Raw genomic sequence first — 15,054 nt, forward strand, 5'->3', positions numbered from 1 at the left:
GTCCTCGGATTCAGTGGGCGACGGCCGCAGCGCCGTGCTCGTCGACGAGCGCGCCGGTGGTGAACCGGTCGAGGCCGAACGGGGCGACGTACGGGTGTGGCGCGCCGTGGGCGATGGTGTGCGCGTAGCACCAACCGATCCCCGGCGTGGCTTTGAAACCGCCGGTCCCCCACCCCGAGTTGACGAACAGGTTCTCGTACGGGGTGTGGCCAACGATCGGGCTCGCGTCCGGGGTGACGTCCACGATGCCCGCCCAGGAGCGCAGCAGGTGCGCCCGCGCGAACACCGGGAACAGCTCGACCGCAGCAGCCATCTGGCGCTCGATGATGTGGAAGGCACCACGCTGGCCGTAGCCGTTGTAGGAGTCCACACCCGCACCCATCACCAGTTCGCCCTTGTGCGCCTGGGAGACGTACACGTGCACGGCGTTGGACATCACGATCGTCGGGTGCACCGGCTCCAGCAGCTCGGAAACCAGCGCCTGCAGCGGGTGCGATTGCAGCGGGGTGCGCACACCGAGCATGTCCAGCAGCACCGACGTGTGCCCGGCCGCGCAGAGTGCCACGGTGCCGCAGGCGATGTCGCCGCGGGAGGTGCGCACCCCGGTCACCCGGTCACCGTCCACGGCGAACCCGGTCACCTCGCAGTTCTGGATCACGTCGATCCCGGCCTCGTCCGCGCGGCGCGCGAAGCCCCAGGCCACGTAATCGTGCTTGGCGATGCCCGCGCGCGGCTGATACGTCGCGCCCTGGACCGGGTAGCGGATATCGGCGGAGATGTTGACGATCGGGCAGATCTCCTTGACGTCCTCGGGTCCGATCCACTCCGCGTCGATCCCGTTGAGCTTGTTGGCCTCCACGCGGCGGACCGAATCGCGGACGTCCTGCTCGGTGTGCGCGAGGTTGAGCACACCGCGCTGCGAGAACAGGATCGGGTAGCCGAGGTCCTCCTCCAGGCCCTCCCACAGCTTCAGGGAGTGCTCGTAGATCGCCGCGGATTCGTCCCACAGGTAGTTGGACCGGATCAGCGTGGTGTTGCGGGCCATGTTGCCGCCCGCGAGCCAGCCCTTCTCCAGAACAGCGACGTTGGTGATGCCGTGGTTCTTCGCCAGGTAGTGCGCGGTCGCCAGGCCGTGCCCACCGCCACCGACGATGACCACGTCGTAGGACTTCTTCGGTTCCGGGTTGCGCCAGAGGAAGTCAGGATGTTCGGGCAGCTGCGCGCCAGGAGGCGTGGTGGTTGCACTCATGCCTGCAGCTCCGGGCGTTCGGCTCTCGGGACCGCTTGACGATCAACCGTTGTGGACATACGGGTCGACCTCCCGTGTATCTGTGTTCGATGGTTGATATATCAGTTACAGGTCAAGTTAACCTCGGCGCCGGGCTCGGTCAACAGCCCGGGGGACATCTCCCGGAATTCGGGAGATGTCCCCGCGCCATCCACACCTCCAGGTGCGGCGCCTCGGCACCGATGGTGGTCGAGTCACCATGCCCGGTATGCACGATGGTTTCGCCTGGGAGGGCAAGCAGAGTCCGGCTGATCGAGCCGGCGATCGTGTCGAAGGTGGAGTAGGACCGCCCGGTGGCGGTCGTGACAGCCCGATGGAAGCCCATGTAAAACCAGCACTGTGCTGGCGGCGGGTATCGCCACGGGAAGACCAGCGCCGGACGGGCACTGGCCAACGTCGGCACCATAAGGTGTCGGCTCGCGGAACGTCATCAACTGGGATTCCCGGCAGGCCGACGTCATCCGGAGATCGCGGCCGCCACCCAATCCCGGAACTCGCCGATGTGGTGCTCGCTGGGAACCAGCACACCACCCGATGCGTATGCCCGCGAGGACATCGCCGGCTGGCAACGCTCGCATGCGTCGAAGTCCTGCTGGTTGACCCGGTGGAAGAGCTCTACCGAACGCGAGAGATCGGCCCCGCTGTCGATGACCTCCTGCGTGTAGAGCCAGTCGCACTCGACGATCGTCCGGTCCACCGCCACCGGGTACATGCGGTGGAAGATCACGTGGTCCGGGACGAGGTTGATGAACACCTGGGGGTTGATCGTGATCGCGTAGTAGCGCCGATCGTGGTCTTCGTCAACGCCTGAGAGGGTTTCGAAGCCGCTCTGCCCGTCCACCGTGAAGCCGGTGATCTCCTCGCCGAACTCCGCTCCGTGCCCCACGAAGTACTGCGCCGCGTAGCCATCGGCGAACTCGGGCAGCACTTCAGTCAGTTCAGGATGGATGGTCGCGCAGTGGTAGCACTCCATGAAGTTTTCGACGATGAGCTTCCAGTTCGCCTTCACGTCGTAAGTGATCCGGCGACCGACCACGAGGTCGTCGATCCCCCACCCGTCGATGACGTCGGAATCACCGAGCCGGGCTGCAACCGCTGCCTGTACCGTGTCGGCGAAGGACGGCGGCTCGTCGGCGAGGCAGACCCAGACAGTTCCGAGCCATTCCTGCAGGGCGACGCCGATGAGGCCGTATTCGTCGCGGTTCACGTCGTGCATGGAGTTCAGATTCGGTGCCGCGATGAGCGAGCCATCGAGGCCGTAGGTCCACGCGTGGTAAGGGCACTGCAAGGACCTGCGGACCGATCCGGACTCTTCGAGGCACAGGCGTGCGCCGCGGTGCCGGCACACGTTGAGGAAAGCTCGCAAAGCGCCGTCGCGGCCACGCACGATCAGCACGCTCTCCCCTCCGACGTCGACGTTGCGGAAGCTGCCCGGTGTTGCCATGTCACTGCTGCGGGCCGCGGCGAACCAGTTGCGCTGGAAGATCCGGGACTGCTCGATCTCGAAGACCGCGGCATCGGTGTAATGCGATCCGGGCAAGGTCGGAATCAGGCTGGAGGCGGATTCCGGCTGCTGGCTGTGGACTTCGACGGAGCTCACAACAATCCTTTCCCTCTATTTCAATGCGGCGATGAATAGTCGGCGCGGATCCTGGGCAGCAGAGAGCTCGAGGAAACACCCGGGCCGAGCCGGTGCCCGAGGATCACCGCGCCAGCACGGGGACGGAAATGGATGAGAAGGACCCAACGTTCGCCGGATCAGCGCTGCGCCGGCCGGAATCCCGCTAGCTGGCGACGCCATCTCCCGAACGAGCGGGCGCGGTCGACCGCGAGAACTGCTACCGGATTGCCGGCCTGATCGCGGTAGAGCGCGAGAAAGTCGAGCGATTCGAGGTCGCCCTCGAGCACTTCGATCGTCGAATCCGCGGTGCGGTGGCCGGCGAATTGGATCTTGTGACCATATTGGTCCGACCAGAAGTACGGCACCTCGTGATGCGCTGGCGGCAGGTAGCTCCGACCGAGGAGAGCGGACACTGCCGCAACCGGCTGCTGCACGGCATTGGTCCAGTGCTCCATGCGTCGGGCCGAGCCGAGGTAGTTCCGGTGGGAGTTGGCGCAGTCGCCGACCGCGACAACGCCAGGGATGTTTGTGACGCCCTGCGCATCGGTCACCACACCATCGTCGAGGTCGACGCCCGACCCGCTCAGCCAATCCACGGACGGTGCCGCCCCGATCCCGACCACCACCACATCGGCGGGGAGTTCGCGGCCATCGGTCAGGCGGACGGCCTTCACCTGCGTGCTGCCGACCAGCTCGGCGAGCGAAACGCCGGTGTGCAGCCAGACTCCCCTGGTGGCGTGCAGCCCGGCGCAGATCTCGCCCATCTCAGCGCCGAGCGGCTTCAGCAGCGGCACGGGCGCAGCCTCGACGACATCGACCTCGACGCCCAATCCCACCGCCGTCGACGCGATCTCGGAACCGATGAACCCCGCCCCGATCACAACCAGACGGGCTCCCGCGACCAACTCCTCGCGCAGCACCATGGCATCGTCGAGCGTGCGGAGGGTGTGCACTCCCTTGGGCATCTCCCCAGGGAGGTTCCTGGCCCGGGCACCGGTCGCCAGCACCACGCCGTCGGACACGATCCGTTCACCGTCGTCGAGCACCACCGCCCGCCCACCAGTGTCGAGGGCAGTCGCGGTGCATCCGAGGCGCCACTCCGCGAGCAGTGCGGCGTCCTCAGGAGTCGCCAGCTTCAGGTCGTCTTCCGAAACCGTTCCGCCCAAGAACTCCTTCGACAGCGGGGGGCGATCGTAAGGCGCGTGAGCTTCGTCGCCGACCACGACGATGCGCCCCTCGAAACCCTGATCACGCAGCGCGCGGGTCGCCGTGAGCCCGGCGAGAGAAGCCCCGACAACAGTGATCGTCCGCATCATCGGACCTCTTCCGTAAGCGCCCCTACGACTACCGCCTCGACTTCCACCGACTCGTGCACGTAGACCTGACCGTCGGAGATGACGACTTCGTGCGTGCGCACCGGTTTCCGCGCGGGCGGCCCGCTGGGCCGTCCGGTGCGGAGATCGAAGCAGGCGGCGTGCAGCGGACATTCGACCGCGCATCCTTCGAGCCAGCCGTCCGACAGCGAAGCATCCTGGTGGGTGCACGTGTCGTCGATCGCGTAGAGGATGCCGTCCGCGTTGAAGACCGCGATCGTCACGCTGCCCTGCACACGTACGGACTCCCCGACCGGGATGTCGGACACCGCGCCAACTAAGATCATCGTTGCTCCTGTTGCTTATTGCGGAACACGACGTGCTATTCGCAACAGAGCATCCGGCACTTATCGTTTCCCGTCAATTAACCGATCCCAGATCGACTCACCTCAGGTTCGGAGTTGCAACATGCACAACAACAACAAGATCGCGGCCAAGTCTGAGCCCCGGACGCAGACCCAGGCCGTCGACCGGGCGCTGTCGATGCTCGTCCTTCTGGCCCAGCGCGGACCGGCCGGCGTGACCGAGCTGGCCCGCGAACTGGGGGTCCACAAGTCCACGGCATCCCGCCTCATGACCGCCCTGGAGAAGCACCGGTTCGTCGAACAGGTAGGCCCGCGCGGAAGATACCGGCTCGGATTCGGCATCGTCCGGCTCGCCGGAGCGACGGCGGCACAACTGGACATCGCCGGCGAAAGCAGGCCGATCTGCGCTCGGCTGGCATCCGAACTGCGCGGAACGGTGAGCCTCAGCGTCTTCGAGGGCGGCGGTGCGACCGCCGTCGTGCAGGAGCCGAGCACTGAGCGCAACTGGATCGGCCTCCGAGTCCCGCTCCATGCGACTGCGAGCGGAAAAGTGCTGCTGGCGAGCTTCGGATTCGAGGAGCTCGACGACGCCCTGAAGCAACCGCTGCGGCGTTTCACCCCGCACACCGTTACCTCGCGCGGCGCCTTGCTGGCAGACCTGAACCGGGTGCGCGACCGCGGCTGGGCAGCCGCCAGCGGCGAGTTCGAACCCGATCTCCACACCGTCGCCGTCCCGGTGCGCGGCCCGGGCGGGCGCATCGCCGGAGCGCTGAGCGTATCGGCGGACGAGGCCCATCTCCGCCCCGCGGACTTCCAGGGCATTTCACGCATTCTCGTCCAAGCCGCAGAGGAGATCCTCGATCGCTTGCAAAGTCTCGCGGTCCCGTAGCCGGCGCAGCGACCCTTGACCACTAACTAACACATCTAATAACTTGCATAGATATATCAGTCTCATGAAACACGGGTGATCATGAATTCACGCCACCGCACGTCTTCGTTGTGCATGGGACGGAATGGAGCGGCCGGGTGAGCGGGGCGACCGAAGATCCTCGGGCCGCGGTCGACCAGGTAGCCGTCGCGGATGCGCAGACCATTCGTCGCGCGACAACGGCTGCAACACTGGGAAACGTCGCCGAGTGGTACGACTTCGGCATCTATTCCTATCTCGCAGCAATCGCCCTGGATCGGGTTTTCTTCCCCGATGCCGGGGAGTGGGCGGCGGTGTTCACCCTGGGCACGTTCGCCGCCGCGTTCTTGGTTCGCCCGCTCGGCGGACTCATCCTCGGCCCGCTGGGTGACCGCATCGGCCGGACCAGGGTCCTCTCCGCCACGGTTCTCCTGATGGCGATCGCCACTGCACTACTCGGGCTCGTTCCCAGCTACGGCGCGATCGGGATCGCGGCACCGTTGATCGTGTTGTTCATCCGGATGCTGCAGGGCTTTTCCGCAGGCGGCGAGTACACCGGAGCACTGACCCTCGTCGCGGAGTACGCCCCCGACCGGCGGCGCGGTTTCCTGGGCAGCTGGCTGGAGTTTGGCACGCTGGTCGGGTACACCCTCGGCGCGGGAATCTGCACGATCCTGGTCGCCGTGCTGCCGGCGGACGATCTGTTGACCTGGGGATGGCGGCTGCCCTTCATGCTCGCCATTCCGGTGGGCATCACCGGGATCTACCTGCGGATGCGCCTGGAGGAGACGCCCGCGTTCCGGCAGCTGATGGAGCGTTCACCGGCGATGGCCACCATGTCGCTGCGACGTGTCTTCCAGATCTTGGTGACCCATTACCGCTCGGCGGCGCTGATCGCTGGCGGACTGATCGTGGCCTGGAACGTCACCAACTACGTTCTGACGAACTACGTGCCGACCTACCTGACTGGCACCCTACCGGCCTACGGCAAAAGCGGGACCAGCGAGGCGCTCTCGACCACGCTCCAGGTGGCCGTCATGCTGGCGATGCTCTGCATCATCGTGTTCGTCGGCAAACTCAGCGACAGGATCGGCAGGAAGCCGATCCTGATTACCGGCAGCGTCTCGCTCGTCCTGCTCGGCCTGCCTTCGGTCTGGCTGCTGAGAGCGGGGCTCACCGGCCAGGTCCTCGGCTTGCTGATCATGGGTTTCGCGCTGCTTTGCTTCGCGGCGGTGACCCCTTCGACACTGCCCGCGCTCTTTCCCACCTTCATCCGGTACGGCAGCCTCGCCATCATCTTCAACTTCTTCGTTTCCGCGTTCGCGGGCACGGCGCCCACGGTCATCGGTGTCGCGGTGACCACGACCGGCAACCTCGACTGGCCTGGCTACTACCTCACCGGGGCAGGTGCAATCGGGCTCGTGAGCGCCTTGTTCCTCAAAGAGCCGGCCGGACAGCCGCTGGCAGGGGCGGCGCCGCTCACCTCCAGCGCGGACCTACCCGCACCGAAGCTCTCGAAAGACGGCGTGCCGTTGGAGAATACGTCAGCGCGCCGACGGAGATGACGAACCGCGCCCGCGGACGCAGCAAGCCCCAATACGCACATTGCCCCTTCACGATGACCGTGCGCATTCCCCGGTCCAGGCGTCGGCCGAGAGTGGATCGCGGCGAAGCACGAGATTGGTCGTCCTTGCTGCGAAAGCGCTGGGCACGTCTTCCCAGTCAGCGGTGAGCGGGGTGACCTGCTCAGCCGGAAACCCGGTACGGCTGACGAAGTCCAGGAGGGTCGGGAGCATGGCACGGACGTGGGAAACACCGGGTCGAAGTGTCGCGTTGGTGGCGTACATGCGCACCAGCGACACCCATCGGCGCACGACGCGGCACCCGTGCATCGTTTTCGGCAGATCGTCCACAGCTGGCATGCACGTCCGCCCCGGCCCGTCACACCGCAGGATCGAGTATTGTTTGTTCGTAACGTTCGTCTAGAATTCGACATGGACCGGAGTCGGCTCCCCCTGCTCGGGCGGAGCGTGGGGAGAATCAATGGTCGATGGCCGAAGCCATCACGCGCACGGCACACCGAGCCGGTGCGTTGGTGCTGTGGGACCTCTGCCATTCGGTCGGTTCGGTACCCGTGCACCTCGACGCGTGGGACGCCGATTTCGCCGTCGGCTGCACCTACAAGTACCTCAATGGCGGGCCCGGATCTCCTGCCTTCGGCTACGTCAACCAGCGCCACCACGGGCTCGCACAGCAGCAGCCGATCTGGGGCTGGATGGGACATCGCGAACCGTTCACGATGGGGCCCGGGTACCAACCCGCCGACGGCATCCGCGGGCTGCTCAGCGGCACGCCCCGATCCTGGCGATGCTCCCGCTGCTCACCGGCCTGGACATGCTCGAGGAAGCGGGGATCGAAGCAGTCCGCGCGAAGTCGTCGCTGCTGACCCAATACGCCCTCGAACTGGCGGACGCGTGGCTGTTCGACCGGGGCGTGCAGCTGGCCTCACCACGCGAACCCGAGCGCCGCGGCGGCCACATCACAGTGCGCCGAGCCGACTTCCGGGAGGTCACCGAGCTGCTCTGGCAACGCGCTGTCATCCCGGACTTCCGTGCACCGGACGGAATCCGCATCGGCCTCGCCCCGCTGAGCACCAGTTTCGCCGAGGTCCACAACGGTCTCTCCGCACTCCACCAACTCGTCGACGAACGCGGGAAGCCGTGACGATCCAGCCCGCTTCGCGAGTTCAGGCCCGGGTGAGCTCGCGGAGCACGAAGCGCCGGCCCGCGATGTTGTAGCCCACGGAGATGATCAGGTCGTCGGTCCAGCACGTCGCGGTGGAAGTGCGTGGTGGCCTTCGGTTTTCCGGCGTGCCGGCGGCCACTGCTCGCGTGGCGGCAGGTTGTCCCGGCACAACGTGTCGACGTGCCCGGACACCGATATTGATCGGGACGTTTATGTCGTGAGCGGTTTCGAGCGCTATAGCCCCGAAAACCGCGCACGGGCCACCTCGGAACGCAGCGATCATCACCACCCACACCACCTAGGAGAATGGCCGACCGAGACGAATCCCGCACCCACCGCCGCGATCCCCGCCGAACCGATCAGCGCGCCGTGACGGCTTCGACGTGCTCGTGGGCCTGCTCCTCCAACATGGACTTCAGCGTGAAGAACACCTCCGCGGCCACCGTCCCGTTCCAGTCCTTCGGGAGCAGCTCGGCGGGCAGCCCGAGGTCGAGGTAGGGCAATCGGCGCCAGTCGGTGAGCACCCGCACGTAGTCGGCGAAGGCCTCCGGTCCGCGCGGTGCCCGGCGACGCCGCCACCGCCGCAGCACCGGCTGGTGCACCCCGATGAACTCGCCGTAGAGCTGCTGCAGTTGCTCCAGGTCCCACCACTGCGCCACCTTGGTCCGCAGATCGCCGAAAGCGAGGTGCTCGGCGTGGAACAGATCGGCGTAGCCGGCCAGCTCGTAGCGCCGCAGGACGCTGCTCGCCGCGTCCCGCAGGTCGGCCGGGGCGATCCACACCCCCGGCGCGGCGGTGCCGAAGCCCAGCCGCGTCAGCTGGGTGCGCAGCACGTGCCGCTTCTGCCGTTCGGATTCCGGGACCGAGAACACCGCCAGCACCCAACCTCCGGCGAGGGTGGCGCGCTCCGGTCGGAAGATCCACTCGTCGCCTTCCCGCAGGATCTCCAGCGCAGCACCGGACAGTTCGTAGCCCGCCGCCCCGCCGCGCCGCTCGGCCAGCAGAATCCCGCGCCGCTTCAGCCGCGAGATCGACGAGCGCACCGCGGGCTCGTCGACGCCGAGATCGGCGAGCAGCTGCACCAACGACGCCACAGACAGCCAGCCGCCGGCCGCCCGCGCGTACAAGCCGTAGACGGTGACGATCAGCTGTCTGGGCTGCATGCCGCGGCCGGTCAGTTCGCCCACCACGGCCTCGCCCACCGAGGCGCTGTCCGTCACCATGTCCGTCGTCACGCAAACACGATAACAGTGGTCGCGCAGGTCGACGCGATCCACAGTGTCAGGTCCACCGCGGTCGCCGAATCCCACGAACGAGGTGGGTTTCGCCCGCGAGGTACCGGCCCGCATGGTCCGTCATGGACGGTTGGGTCGTCGTCGAAGACGGCCCACCGCAGGAGGTGATAGGCAATCCGCAACACGCCCGGCCCCGCTCATTCCCCGGTCGAATTCTCCACCCGAACACCCGGGCGCAGCCCTCGACGCCACTGCGTAGCGTCGGCGGAGCGGGTTTGCACCGCAGCCATGACGTGCTGGGCAATCATGCGGGTAAAGGACCACGTCCTCCGCCCTGAAGGCACGAGGCAGCGGACGTGGTCCTGCCCGGTCACGCAGGCTGCATCGCTTGCGGCGTCACCTGACGGCACATGGCGGCGCACTGCGTCATCAGATCCGCCAGCTCGGTCATCTCCTTGGCATCCGTCTGCCTGCACATGTCGGCGGACATCTCGCACATGTCGGCGCACATTCCGCACATCCGTACGCACATCTGCACCATGTCCGCGCCGGCCTTCGTCATGCTCGAACAGCGCATCATCATGTCCGCACACATGCGACACATTTCCGCGCAGGACATCAACATCATGCTCATCTGCATCGATTGTTCACTGCGCATCTCCATGCAGCGGGACAACATCTGCTCGCACTTGTCGTGACATTTGTTGCACATGTCGATGCACTGCTGCATCTCGGTGCTCATCTGACGTGTCATTTCTGAACCCCCGTAGTTTCGGTTCGAATGGGGCAGTCGACGAATGTGGTCCATCAGCTGCCCCAAGAGATCTGCCTACTCCAGACCCATCGAGATCGCATGTCGTCAACACCCACGGGAGCTGCCGATATCCAGCCATCGAGCCCGCGACCCGCGCTTGCCCGCCGGGATGTCCTCGGCCGGGAACGAGTCCCGTACCGGGATCTTCGTACCGTCGAGCACCGCCGTGGTCGACGCGACGTTCGAGACGGCGTCATGTGCCGCCACAGTCACTTCGACCCGTCCGCTCGAGACCGTCGACCCATCGGCGGGACTGATCGAGGAGATCTGCGGCCCGGTGTTGTCCGTGGCGAAGCGGACTTCTTTGCGCCGATCTCCGTTGGCGGCCACGAGGGTGTGGGTCCGCGCACATCCTCAATGTTCGAGGAGCCGGCGCAGGACCGGCCGGGCTGCTTGGACCGGATCCGTGTCGGCGGGCATCCGCAATGCGCCGCTGAGCCACAGGTTGGCGAAGCCGTGCACGATCGACCAGGCCGCGAGGGTGGTGTGCTCCGGGCCGGACGGCGGGACGGTTACGGCCCGCGCACCTGCACGCAGCACGTCACCGGCGCGCGCCTCGGCCTTCTGGACCGCCTCGTCGTCGTCCCGGTAGAGGCCGGGCTGGAACATCACGCCGAAGTGGGCCGGATAGGTCACGGCGAAGGAAACGTAGGCGAGGCCCATGTCGAGCAAGTCAGGTTCGGCCGCTTCGAGGGCGTCGGCGAGCAGCGTGAACCCTTCGACGGCGATGGCGGTCAGCACGCCGCTCTTGTCACCGAAGTGGTGTGCGGGCGCAGCGTGCGAGACGCCGGCACGCCGAGCAAGTTCCCGCAGGCTCCAGCCGTCGAGACCCGAATCTCCGATGGCCTCGACGGCGGCGGCGACGATCGTGCGGCGAAGGTCCCCATGGTGGTATCCGATCTTGCTCACAGCGGGCCTTTCGCTCAGACGTGGACTGCACCCGGAGGCGAACTTGTCGTTGACAAGATACCAGGCACTCGGTAGCTTCGAGCAAAACTTGACAGTGACTAGATCGGAACCGTCATGACACTCCTCGTACTTCTCATCGCACTCCTGGGACTGCGCGGGCTCGGCGCCGTCGGCGTACGCCGGTTCGCCACCTGGCCCGCCGCCGCGGCGCACGCGCTGGCGATCATGCTCGTCATGACCGCCAGCGCGCACTTCGCCCCGGCCGGCGTCACCGTCATGCCGACGCACGACGACCTGGTCCGGATGGTGCCGCCCGCGGTGCCGTTCCCGTCGGGGATGGTCTACCTCACCGGTGTCCTGGAATTACTCGGTGCCCTGGGCCTGATCATCCCCTGGACCCGCCGCGCGACCGGCTACTGCCTAGCGCTGCTGTTCGTCGTGCTGCTGCCAGCGAACATCTACGCCACCAGCGCAGAAGTCATGCTCGCCGGCGAACCTGTGTCCCCGCTGTGGCAGCGCATTCCGGAACAGGTCCTCTACATCGCCGTGGCGTTCTGGGCCACCCGCGGTGCGAGCTCCCTCGCCCTGCGCGGGGCATTCCACGGCATCCCCAACACGGAGTCCCGGCGCTGAAACCCATCGACGTTATCGAGCCGGGCACTCCAACGAACAGCGTCCGGCTCCATCTCGTCGCCCCGGAGCGGAGCCGCACTCCACCAGTCCGGGCAAGCCTGCTCCGGGAATCCGCCCCTTGCCGCCGGAACGATCCACAAGAGACTGTGACTCGCGGAGATCGAGAACCCCAGGCTGCCTCTTCCCAACACAGGCCGAGCCGCGAACCACACCGATTGGCAGCCCCGGCGCGATTTCCCTGAGCAAGGGAGAGGTGCCCTGCCCCTCAAGAATCCACTGTGGAGCACTCAGCTCCGGGGCAGCGGGATGTCCGCGCGCTCGCTGCGCCGCGGTCCGTGCTCGACGTAGTCGGCGGCGAACCGCATGCCCTCCTGGTACGCCTCGACCCGCGCGCGGCCGATCTCGGCCTCGATCTGCTCGGGGTGCAGTTCCTCGGCCAGCGAACGCACCTCCGTCAGCCGGTGGCGGGTCTCCTCATCCATGCCGGTTCCGCCTTTCCTCGTCGGTTCCCCAGATCCTCGCGGCTCCCGCCGAGTTCTGCACGATCAGGCGACCTCCGATGGCGACTGAACACGGAACGCCACTGCCACGGTCACGCGACGTGCGCACTATGGCCACCATCACGGCTCTCTCCCCTCCCCGCCATTTCGCGCAGTAACCGGCGCAGTAACCGGCGCGGTCACCGGTCGTTGACCCGGAAGTGCTGGCCTCACCAGCCTGCTCGTCGGCATCACCACGCAATCGGGCACCCGTGAAGGAACCCCGCCCGGCACGGCGGAGCGGAGCTCCGCGGTGCCGCCGGCGGTGTCAGCCGACGTAGACGTCTTCGACGTAGCGACCGTCGGCCCACGAGTCCTGTTCGGACTCGCGGGCCGTCTTGTCCGGCCGCGGCCGGTCAGCCCGTCGTCGCCGAGTCGACCTTTTCCAGCAGTTCCAGCAGGGTTTGCCGCTGTTCGGCGGTGAGCGGGGAAAACAGCTGCGCCGCCGCGCGGGCGCGGATGTCGGCCAGCCGCTTGCACATCTTCCGGCCTTCCCCGGTCAGTTCCAGCAGGGTGGAGCGGCGATTTCCGGGATCGACCTCGCGCCGCAGCAAGCCCACGTCCTCGAGGGCGTCGACGATCGGCGTCACCGCTCGCGGCACCACGTGCAGCAGTTCCGCCAGCTCCGCCATGCGCGGCGGCGTCTCACACCTGCCGAGCACGGACAGCGCACGCGCCTGCGCCGGGGTCAGCCCGAGATCCCCGGCACCGCGCCGCTGCAGGACGTGCGCGGACTTGGCGAGCCGCAGGAATAGCCCGCCGAGACGTTCTTCTTCACCACCGGCATCCACCCGGCCAGTTTAACAGAGTGACAGTAATAGTGAGCTATGGTAAATATGAAGGCGTCTCCGCATCTGCCATCACTGGAGCCGCCTATGTCAGCGCCCGAGAAAACCACTCCCCCACCCGCGCAGCTCCGCCGCATCGGCGGCCTCTTCCGCCCACACCGGAGCATGCTCCTGGTCGTCGCGCTGCTGGTCGCCGCGTCGTCCCTGGTCTCCGTCGCGTCGCCGTTCCTGCTGCGCGAGGTCCTCGACGTCGCCATCCCGCGGCAACGGCTCGGCCTGCTGACCGCACTTGTGCTCGGCATGATCGGCGTGGCCGTCGCGACCAGCGTGTTCAACGTCGCGCAGACGTACCTGTCCACCAAGGTCGGGCAGAGCGTGATGCACGGCCTGCGTTCCACGGTCTACGCCCGGCTGCAACGCATGTCGCTGGCGTTCTTCACCCGCACCCGAACCGGCGAGATCCAATCCCGCATCGCCAACGACATCGGCGGCATGCAGGCCACCGTCACGTCCACCGCCACCTCGCTGGTCTCCAACCTCACCACCGTGGTGGCCACCGTGATTGCGATGGTCGCGTTGGACTGGCGGCTGACGATCGCGTCGGTGGCCCTACTGCCGGTGTTCGTGTGGGTCAGCCGCCGGATCGGCCGGGAACGCAAGAGGATCACCGCGAAGCGGCAGCGTCAACTCGCATCGATGTCCGCCGGCGTGCAGGAATCCCTTTCCGTCAACGGAATCCTGCTGGGTCGCACAATGGGCCGGGCGCAATCTCTCACCGATGCTTTCGCCGCCGAGTCGGCCGAGCTGGCCCGGCTCGAAGTCAGTTCCAGCATGGCGGGCCGGTGGCGGATGTCGAGCATCCAGATCGTGATGACCGCGCTGCCCGCGCTGATTTACTGGGCGGCCGGCGTCACCAGCACCTTCGGCGTCCCGCTGATCACCTTGGGCACGCTGGTCGCCTTCGTAACCTTGCAGCAGGCCCTGTTCCGGCCGACGCTGTCGCTGCTGTCCACTGGTGTGGACGTGCAGAGCTCGCTGGCGCTGTTCGGCCGCATCTTCGAATACCTCGACCTGCCGATCGACATCGACGAACCGGAACGGCCGGAGCGGCTGTCGCCGATCGAGGGCGAAGTGCGGTTCGCGAACGTGTCGTTCGCCTACTCTCCCGAGAGCACCGACGGAACCCTCACCGGAATCGACGTGACCGTGCCGGCCGGCACCAGCCTCGCCGTGGTCGGCGAAACCGGGTCCGGAAAAACAACGCTCAGCTACCTGGTGCCGCGCCTCTACGACGTCACCGACGGGCAGGTGCGCATCGACGGTGTCGACGTGCGCGAGCTCGGCTTCGACACGCTCGCCGCCGCGGTCGGCGTCGTCTCCCAGGAGCCTTACCTGCTGCACGCCTCGGTGGCCGAGAACCTACGCTTCGCCAAGCCCGACGCCACCGACGAACAACTGGTCGCCGCGGCGAAGGCGGCGAAGATCCACGACCACATCGCCGAGCTGCCGGACGGCTACGACACCTTGGTCGGCGAGCGCGGATACAGGTTCTCCGGCGGGGAGAAGCAGCGGCTCGCGATCGCCCGCACGATCCTGCGCGACCCGCCGATCCTGATCCTCGACGAGGCCACCAGCGCCTTGGACACCCGGACCGAACGCGCGGTGCAGAAAGCTCTCGACGAGCTGTCCTCGGGCCGGACCACGATCACGATCGCGCACCGGTTGTCGACCGTGCGCCACGCGGACCAGATCGTGGTGCTCGACGGCGGCCAGATCGTGGAGCGCGGCACGCACGACGAACTGCTGGCCGCCGACGGCCGCTACGCGGCACTGGTCCGACGCGACGACCAACTCCCATCCGCCGCGTGAACACCTGACCGGAGTCCTGTTCGACGCA

General features: G+C 66.9%; 15 protein-coding genes and 1 pseudogene. 4 read left to right on the forward strand and 12 right to left on the reverse strand.

Translation table 11 applies throughout. The features are described 5' to 3' along the window. Nucleotides 1–10: 10 nt before the first annotated feature. The 5 genes and pseudogenes from FDZ84_RS32280 to FDZ84_RS32300 all read right to left on the reverse strand — a co-directional run bounded on the left by FDZ84_RS32280 (nt 11) and on the right by FDZ84_RS32300 (nt 4,569). Entirely contained in the window at nt 11–1,249 is a 1,239-nt protein-coding gene (locus FDZ84_RS32280) for a sarcosine oxidase subunit beta family protein (RefSeq protein ID WP_168588935.1), read from the reverse strand. A 139-nt stretch (nt 1,250–1,388) separates the two neighbouring features. Further along, nucleotides 1,389–1,586: pseudogene (locus FDZ84_RS32285) on the reverse strand (hypothetical protein); the annotation flags it as partial. A gap of 159 nt (nt 1,587–1,745) precedes the next feature. After that, nucleotides 1,746–2,888 carry an aromatic ring-hydroxylating dioxygenase subunit alpha gene (locus FDZ84_RS32290; protein ID WP_168588936.1) on the reverse strand — a complete coding sequence of 381 codons (1,143 nt, stop codon included), beginning with the start codon at nt 2,886–2,888 and terminating at the stop codon, nt 1,746–1,748. 158 nt (nt 2,889–3,046) lie between these two features. Beyond that, a complete protein-coding gene (locus tag FDZ84_RS32295; protein ID WP_168590512.1) occupies nt 3,047–4,222 on the reverse strand; it encodes an NAD(P)/FAD-dependent oxidoreductase in 1,176 nt (391 codons plus the stop codon). Beyond that, complete coding sequence (locus FDZ84_RS32300) at nt 4,222–4,569, reverse strand: bifunctional 3-phenylpropionate/cinnamic acid dioxygenase ferredoxin subunit (protein WP_168588937.1); 348 nt, start codon at nt 4,567–4,569, stop codon at nt 4,222–4,224. The genes FDZ84_RS32295 and FDZ84_RS32300 overlap by 1 nt, the downstream gene beginning before the upstream one ends. A gap of 121 nt (nt 4,570–4,690) precedes the next feature. Here FDZ84_RS32300 and FDZ84_RS32305 point away from each other — a divergent pair, with 121 nt between their 5' ends. The 3 genes from FDZ84_RS32305 (at nt 4,691) to FDZ84_RS39615 (ending at nt 8,218) form a co-directional block, all read left to right on the forward strand. Continuing rightward, nucleotides 4,691–5,476, forward strand: a complete 786-nt coding sequence (locus FDZ84_RS32305) for an IclR family transcriptional regulator (protein WP_168588938.1) — start codon at nt 4,691–4,693, stop codon at nt 5,474–5,476. A 137-nt stretch (nt 5,477–5,613) separates the two neighbouring features. Continuing rightward, nucleotides 5,614–7,059: an MFS transporter gene (locus FDZ84_RS32310; protein WP_168588939.1), complete on the forward strand. Its 1,446-nt coding sequence runs from the start codon at nt 5,614–5,616 to the stop codon at nt 7,057–7,059. A gap of 802 nt (nt 7,060–7,861) precedes the next feature. After that, complete coding sequence (locus FDZ84_RS39615; RefSeq protein WP_246868583.1) at nt 7,862–8,218, forward strand: hypothetical protein; 357 nt, start codon at nt 7,862–7,864, stop codon at nt 8,216–8,218. A gap of 380 nt (nt 8,219–8,598) precedes the next feature. Here FDZ84_RS39615 and FDZ84_RS32320 read toward each other — a convergent pair whose 3' ends face one another. The 7 genes from FDZ84_RS32320 to FDZ84_RS32350 all read right to left on the reverse strand — a co-directional run bounded on the left by FDZ84_RS32320 (nt 8,599) and on the right by FDZ84_RS32350 (nt 13,160). Beyond that, entirely contained in the window at nt 8,599–9,462 is an 864-nt protein-coding gene (locus tag FDZ84_RS32320) for a PaaX family transcriptional regulator C-terminal domain-containing protein (protein WP_168590513.1), read from the reverse strand. A 382-nt stretch (nt 9,463–9,844) separates the two neighbouring features. Then, nucleotides 9,845–10,216 carry a hypothetical protein gene (locus FDZ84_RS32325; RefSeq protein WP_246868584.1) on the reverse strand — a complete coding sequence of 124 codons (372 nt, stop codon included), beginning with the start codon at nt 10,214–10,216 and terminating at the stop codon, nt 9,845–9,847. Between the two features lie 117 nt (nt 10,217–10,333). After that, complete coding sequence (locus FDZ84_RS32330; RefSeq protein ID WP_168588941.1) at nt 10,334–10,618, reverse strand: Ig-like domain-containing protein; 285 nt, start codon at nt 10,616–10,618, stop codon at nt 10,334–10,336. A gap of 24 nt (nt 10,619–10,642) precedes the next feature. Beyond that, nucleotides 10,643–11,197 (reverse strand): TetR/AcrR family transcriptional regulator, encoded by a 555-nt coding sequence (locus tag FDZ84_RS32335; protein ID WP_168588942.1) that lies wholly within the window; start codon nt 11,195–11,197, stop codon nt 10,643–10,645. A gap of 458 nt (nt 11,198–11,655) precedes the next feature. Next, complete coding sequence (locus FDZ84_RS41210) at nt 11,656–11,718, reverse strand: hypothetical protein (protein WP_371812933.1); 63 nt, start codon at nt 11,716–11,718, stop codon at nt 11,656–11,658. A 399-nt stretch (nt 11,719–12,117) separates the two neighbouring features. Next, a complete protein-coding gene (locus FDZ84_RS32345) occupies nt 12,118–12,312 on the reverse strand; it encodes a hypothetical protein (RefSeq protein ID WP_168588944.1) in 195 nt (64 codons plus the stop codon). A 413-nt stretch (nt 12,313–12,725) separates the two neighbouring features. Continuing rightward, nucleotides 12,726–13,160: a MarR family winged helix-turn-helix transcriptional regulator gene (locus FDZ84_RS32350; RefSeq protein WP_168588945.1), complete on the reverse strand. Its 435-nt coding sequence runs from the start codon at nt 13,158–13,160 to the stop codon at nt 12,726–12,728. Nucleotides 13,161–13,244: 84 nt separating this feature from the next. Between FDZ84_RS32350 and FDZ84_RS32355 the strand changes: the two genes are divergently transcribed. After that, nucleotides 13,245–15,026, forward strand: a complete 1,782-nt coding sequence (locus FDZ84_RS32355) for an ABC transporter ATP-binding protein (protein ID WP_305852022.1) — start codon at nt 13,245–13,247, stop codon at nt 15,024–15,026. The last annotated feature ends 28 nt before the right edge of the window (nt 15,027–15,054 follow it).

Source organism: Saccharopolyspora sp. ASAGF58 (assembly GCF_012277335.1).
In the GTDB taxonomy this organism is placed as follows: Bacteria; Actinomycetota; Actinomycetes; order Mycobacteriales; family Pseudonocardiaceae; genus Saccharopolyspora; species Saccharopolyspora hattusasensis.

What these genes read in the sequence shown, in the direction of transcription:
- FDZ84_RS32280 (WP_168588935.1), bottom strand. Translation starts at nt 1,249, where the DNA reads ATGAGTGCAACCACCACGCCTCCTGGCGCGCAGCTGCCCGAACATCCT.
- FDZ84_RS32305 (WP_168588938.1), top strand. Translation starts at nt 4,691, where the DNA reads ATGCACAACAACAACAAGATCGCGGCCAAGTCTGAGCCCCGGACGCAG.
- FDZ84_RS39615 (WP_246868583.1), top strand. Translation starts at nt 7,862, where the DNA reads ATGCTCCCGCTGCTCACCGGCCTGGACATGCTCGAGGAAGCGGGGATC.
- FDZ84_RS32300 (WP_168588937.1), bottom strand. Translation starts at nt 4,569, where the DNA reads ATGATCTTAGTTGGCGCGGTGTCCGACATCCCGGTCGGGGAGTCCGTA.
- FDZ84_RS32345 (WP_168588944.1), bottom strand. Translation starts at nt 12,312, where the DNA reads ATGGATGAGGAGACCCGCCACCGGCTGACGGAGGTGCGTTCGCTGGCC.
- FDZ84_RS32320 (WP_168590513.1), bottom strand. Translation starts at nt 9,462, where the DNA reads ATGGTGACGGACAGCGCCTCGGTGGGCGAGGCCGTGGTGGGCGAACTG.
- FDZ84_RS32295 (WP_168590512.1), bottom strand. Translation starts at nt 4,222, where the DNA reads ATGCGGACGATCACTGTTGTCGGGGCTTCTCTCGCCGGGCTCACGGCG.
- FDZ84_RS32355 (WP_305852022.1), top strand. Translation starts at nt 13,245, where the DNA reads ATGTCAGCGCCCGAGAAAACCACTCCCCCACCCGCGCAGCTCCGCCGC.
- FDZ84_RS32325 (WP_246868584.1), bottom strand. Translation starts at nt 10,216, where the DNA reads ATGAGCACCGAGATGCAGCAGTGCATCGACATGTGCAACAAATGTCAC.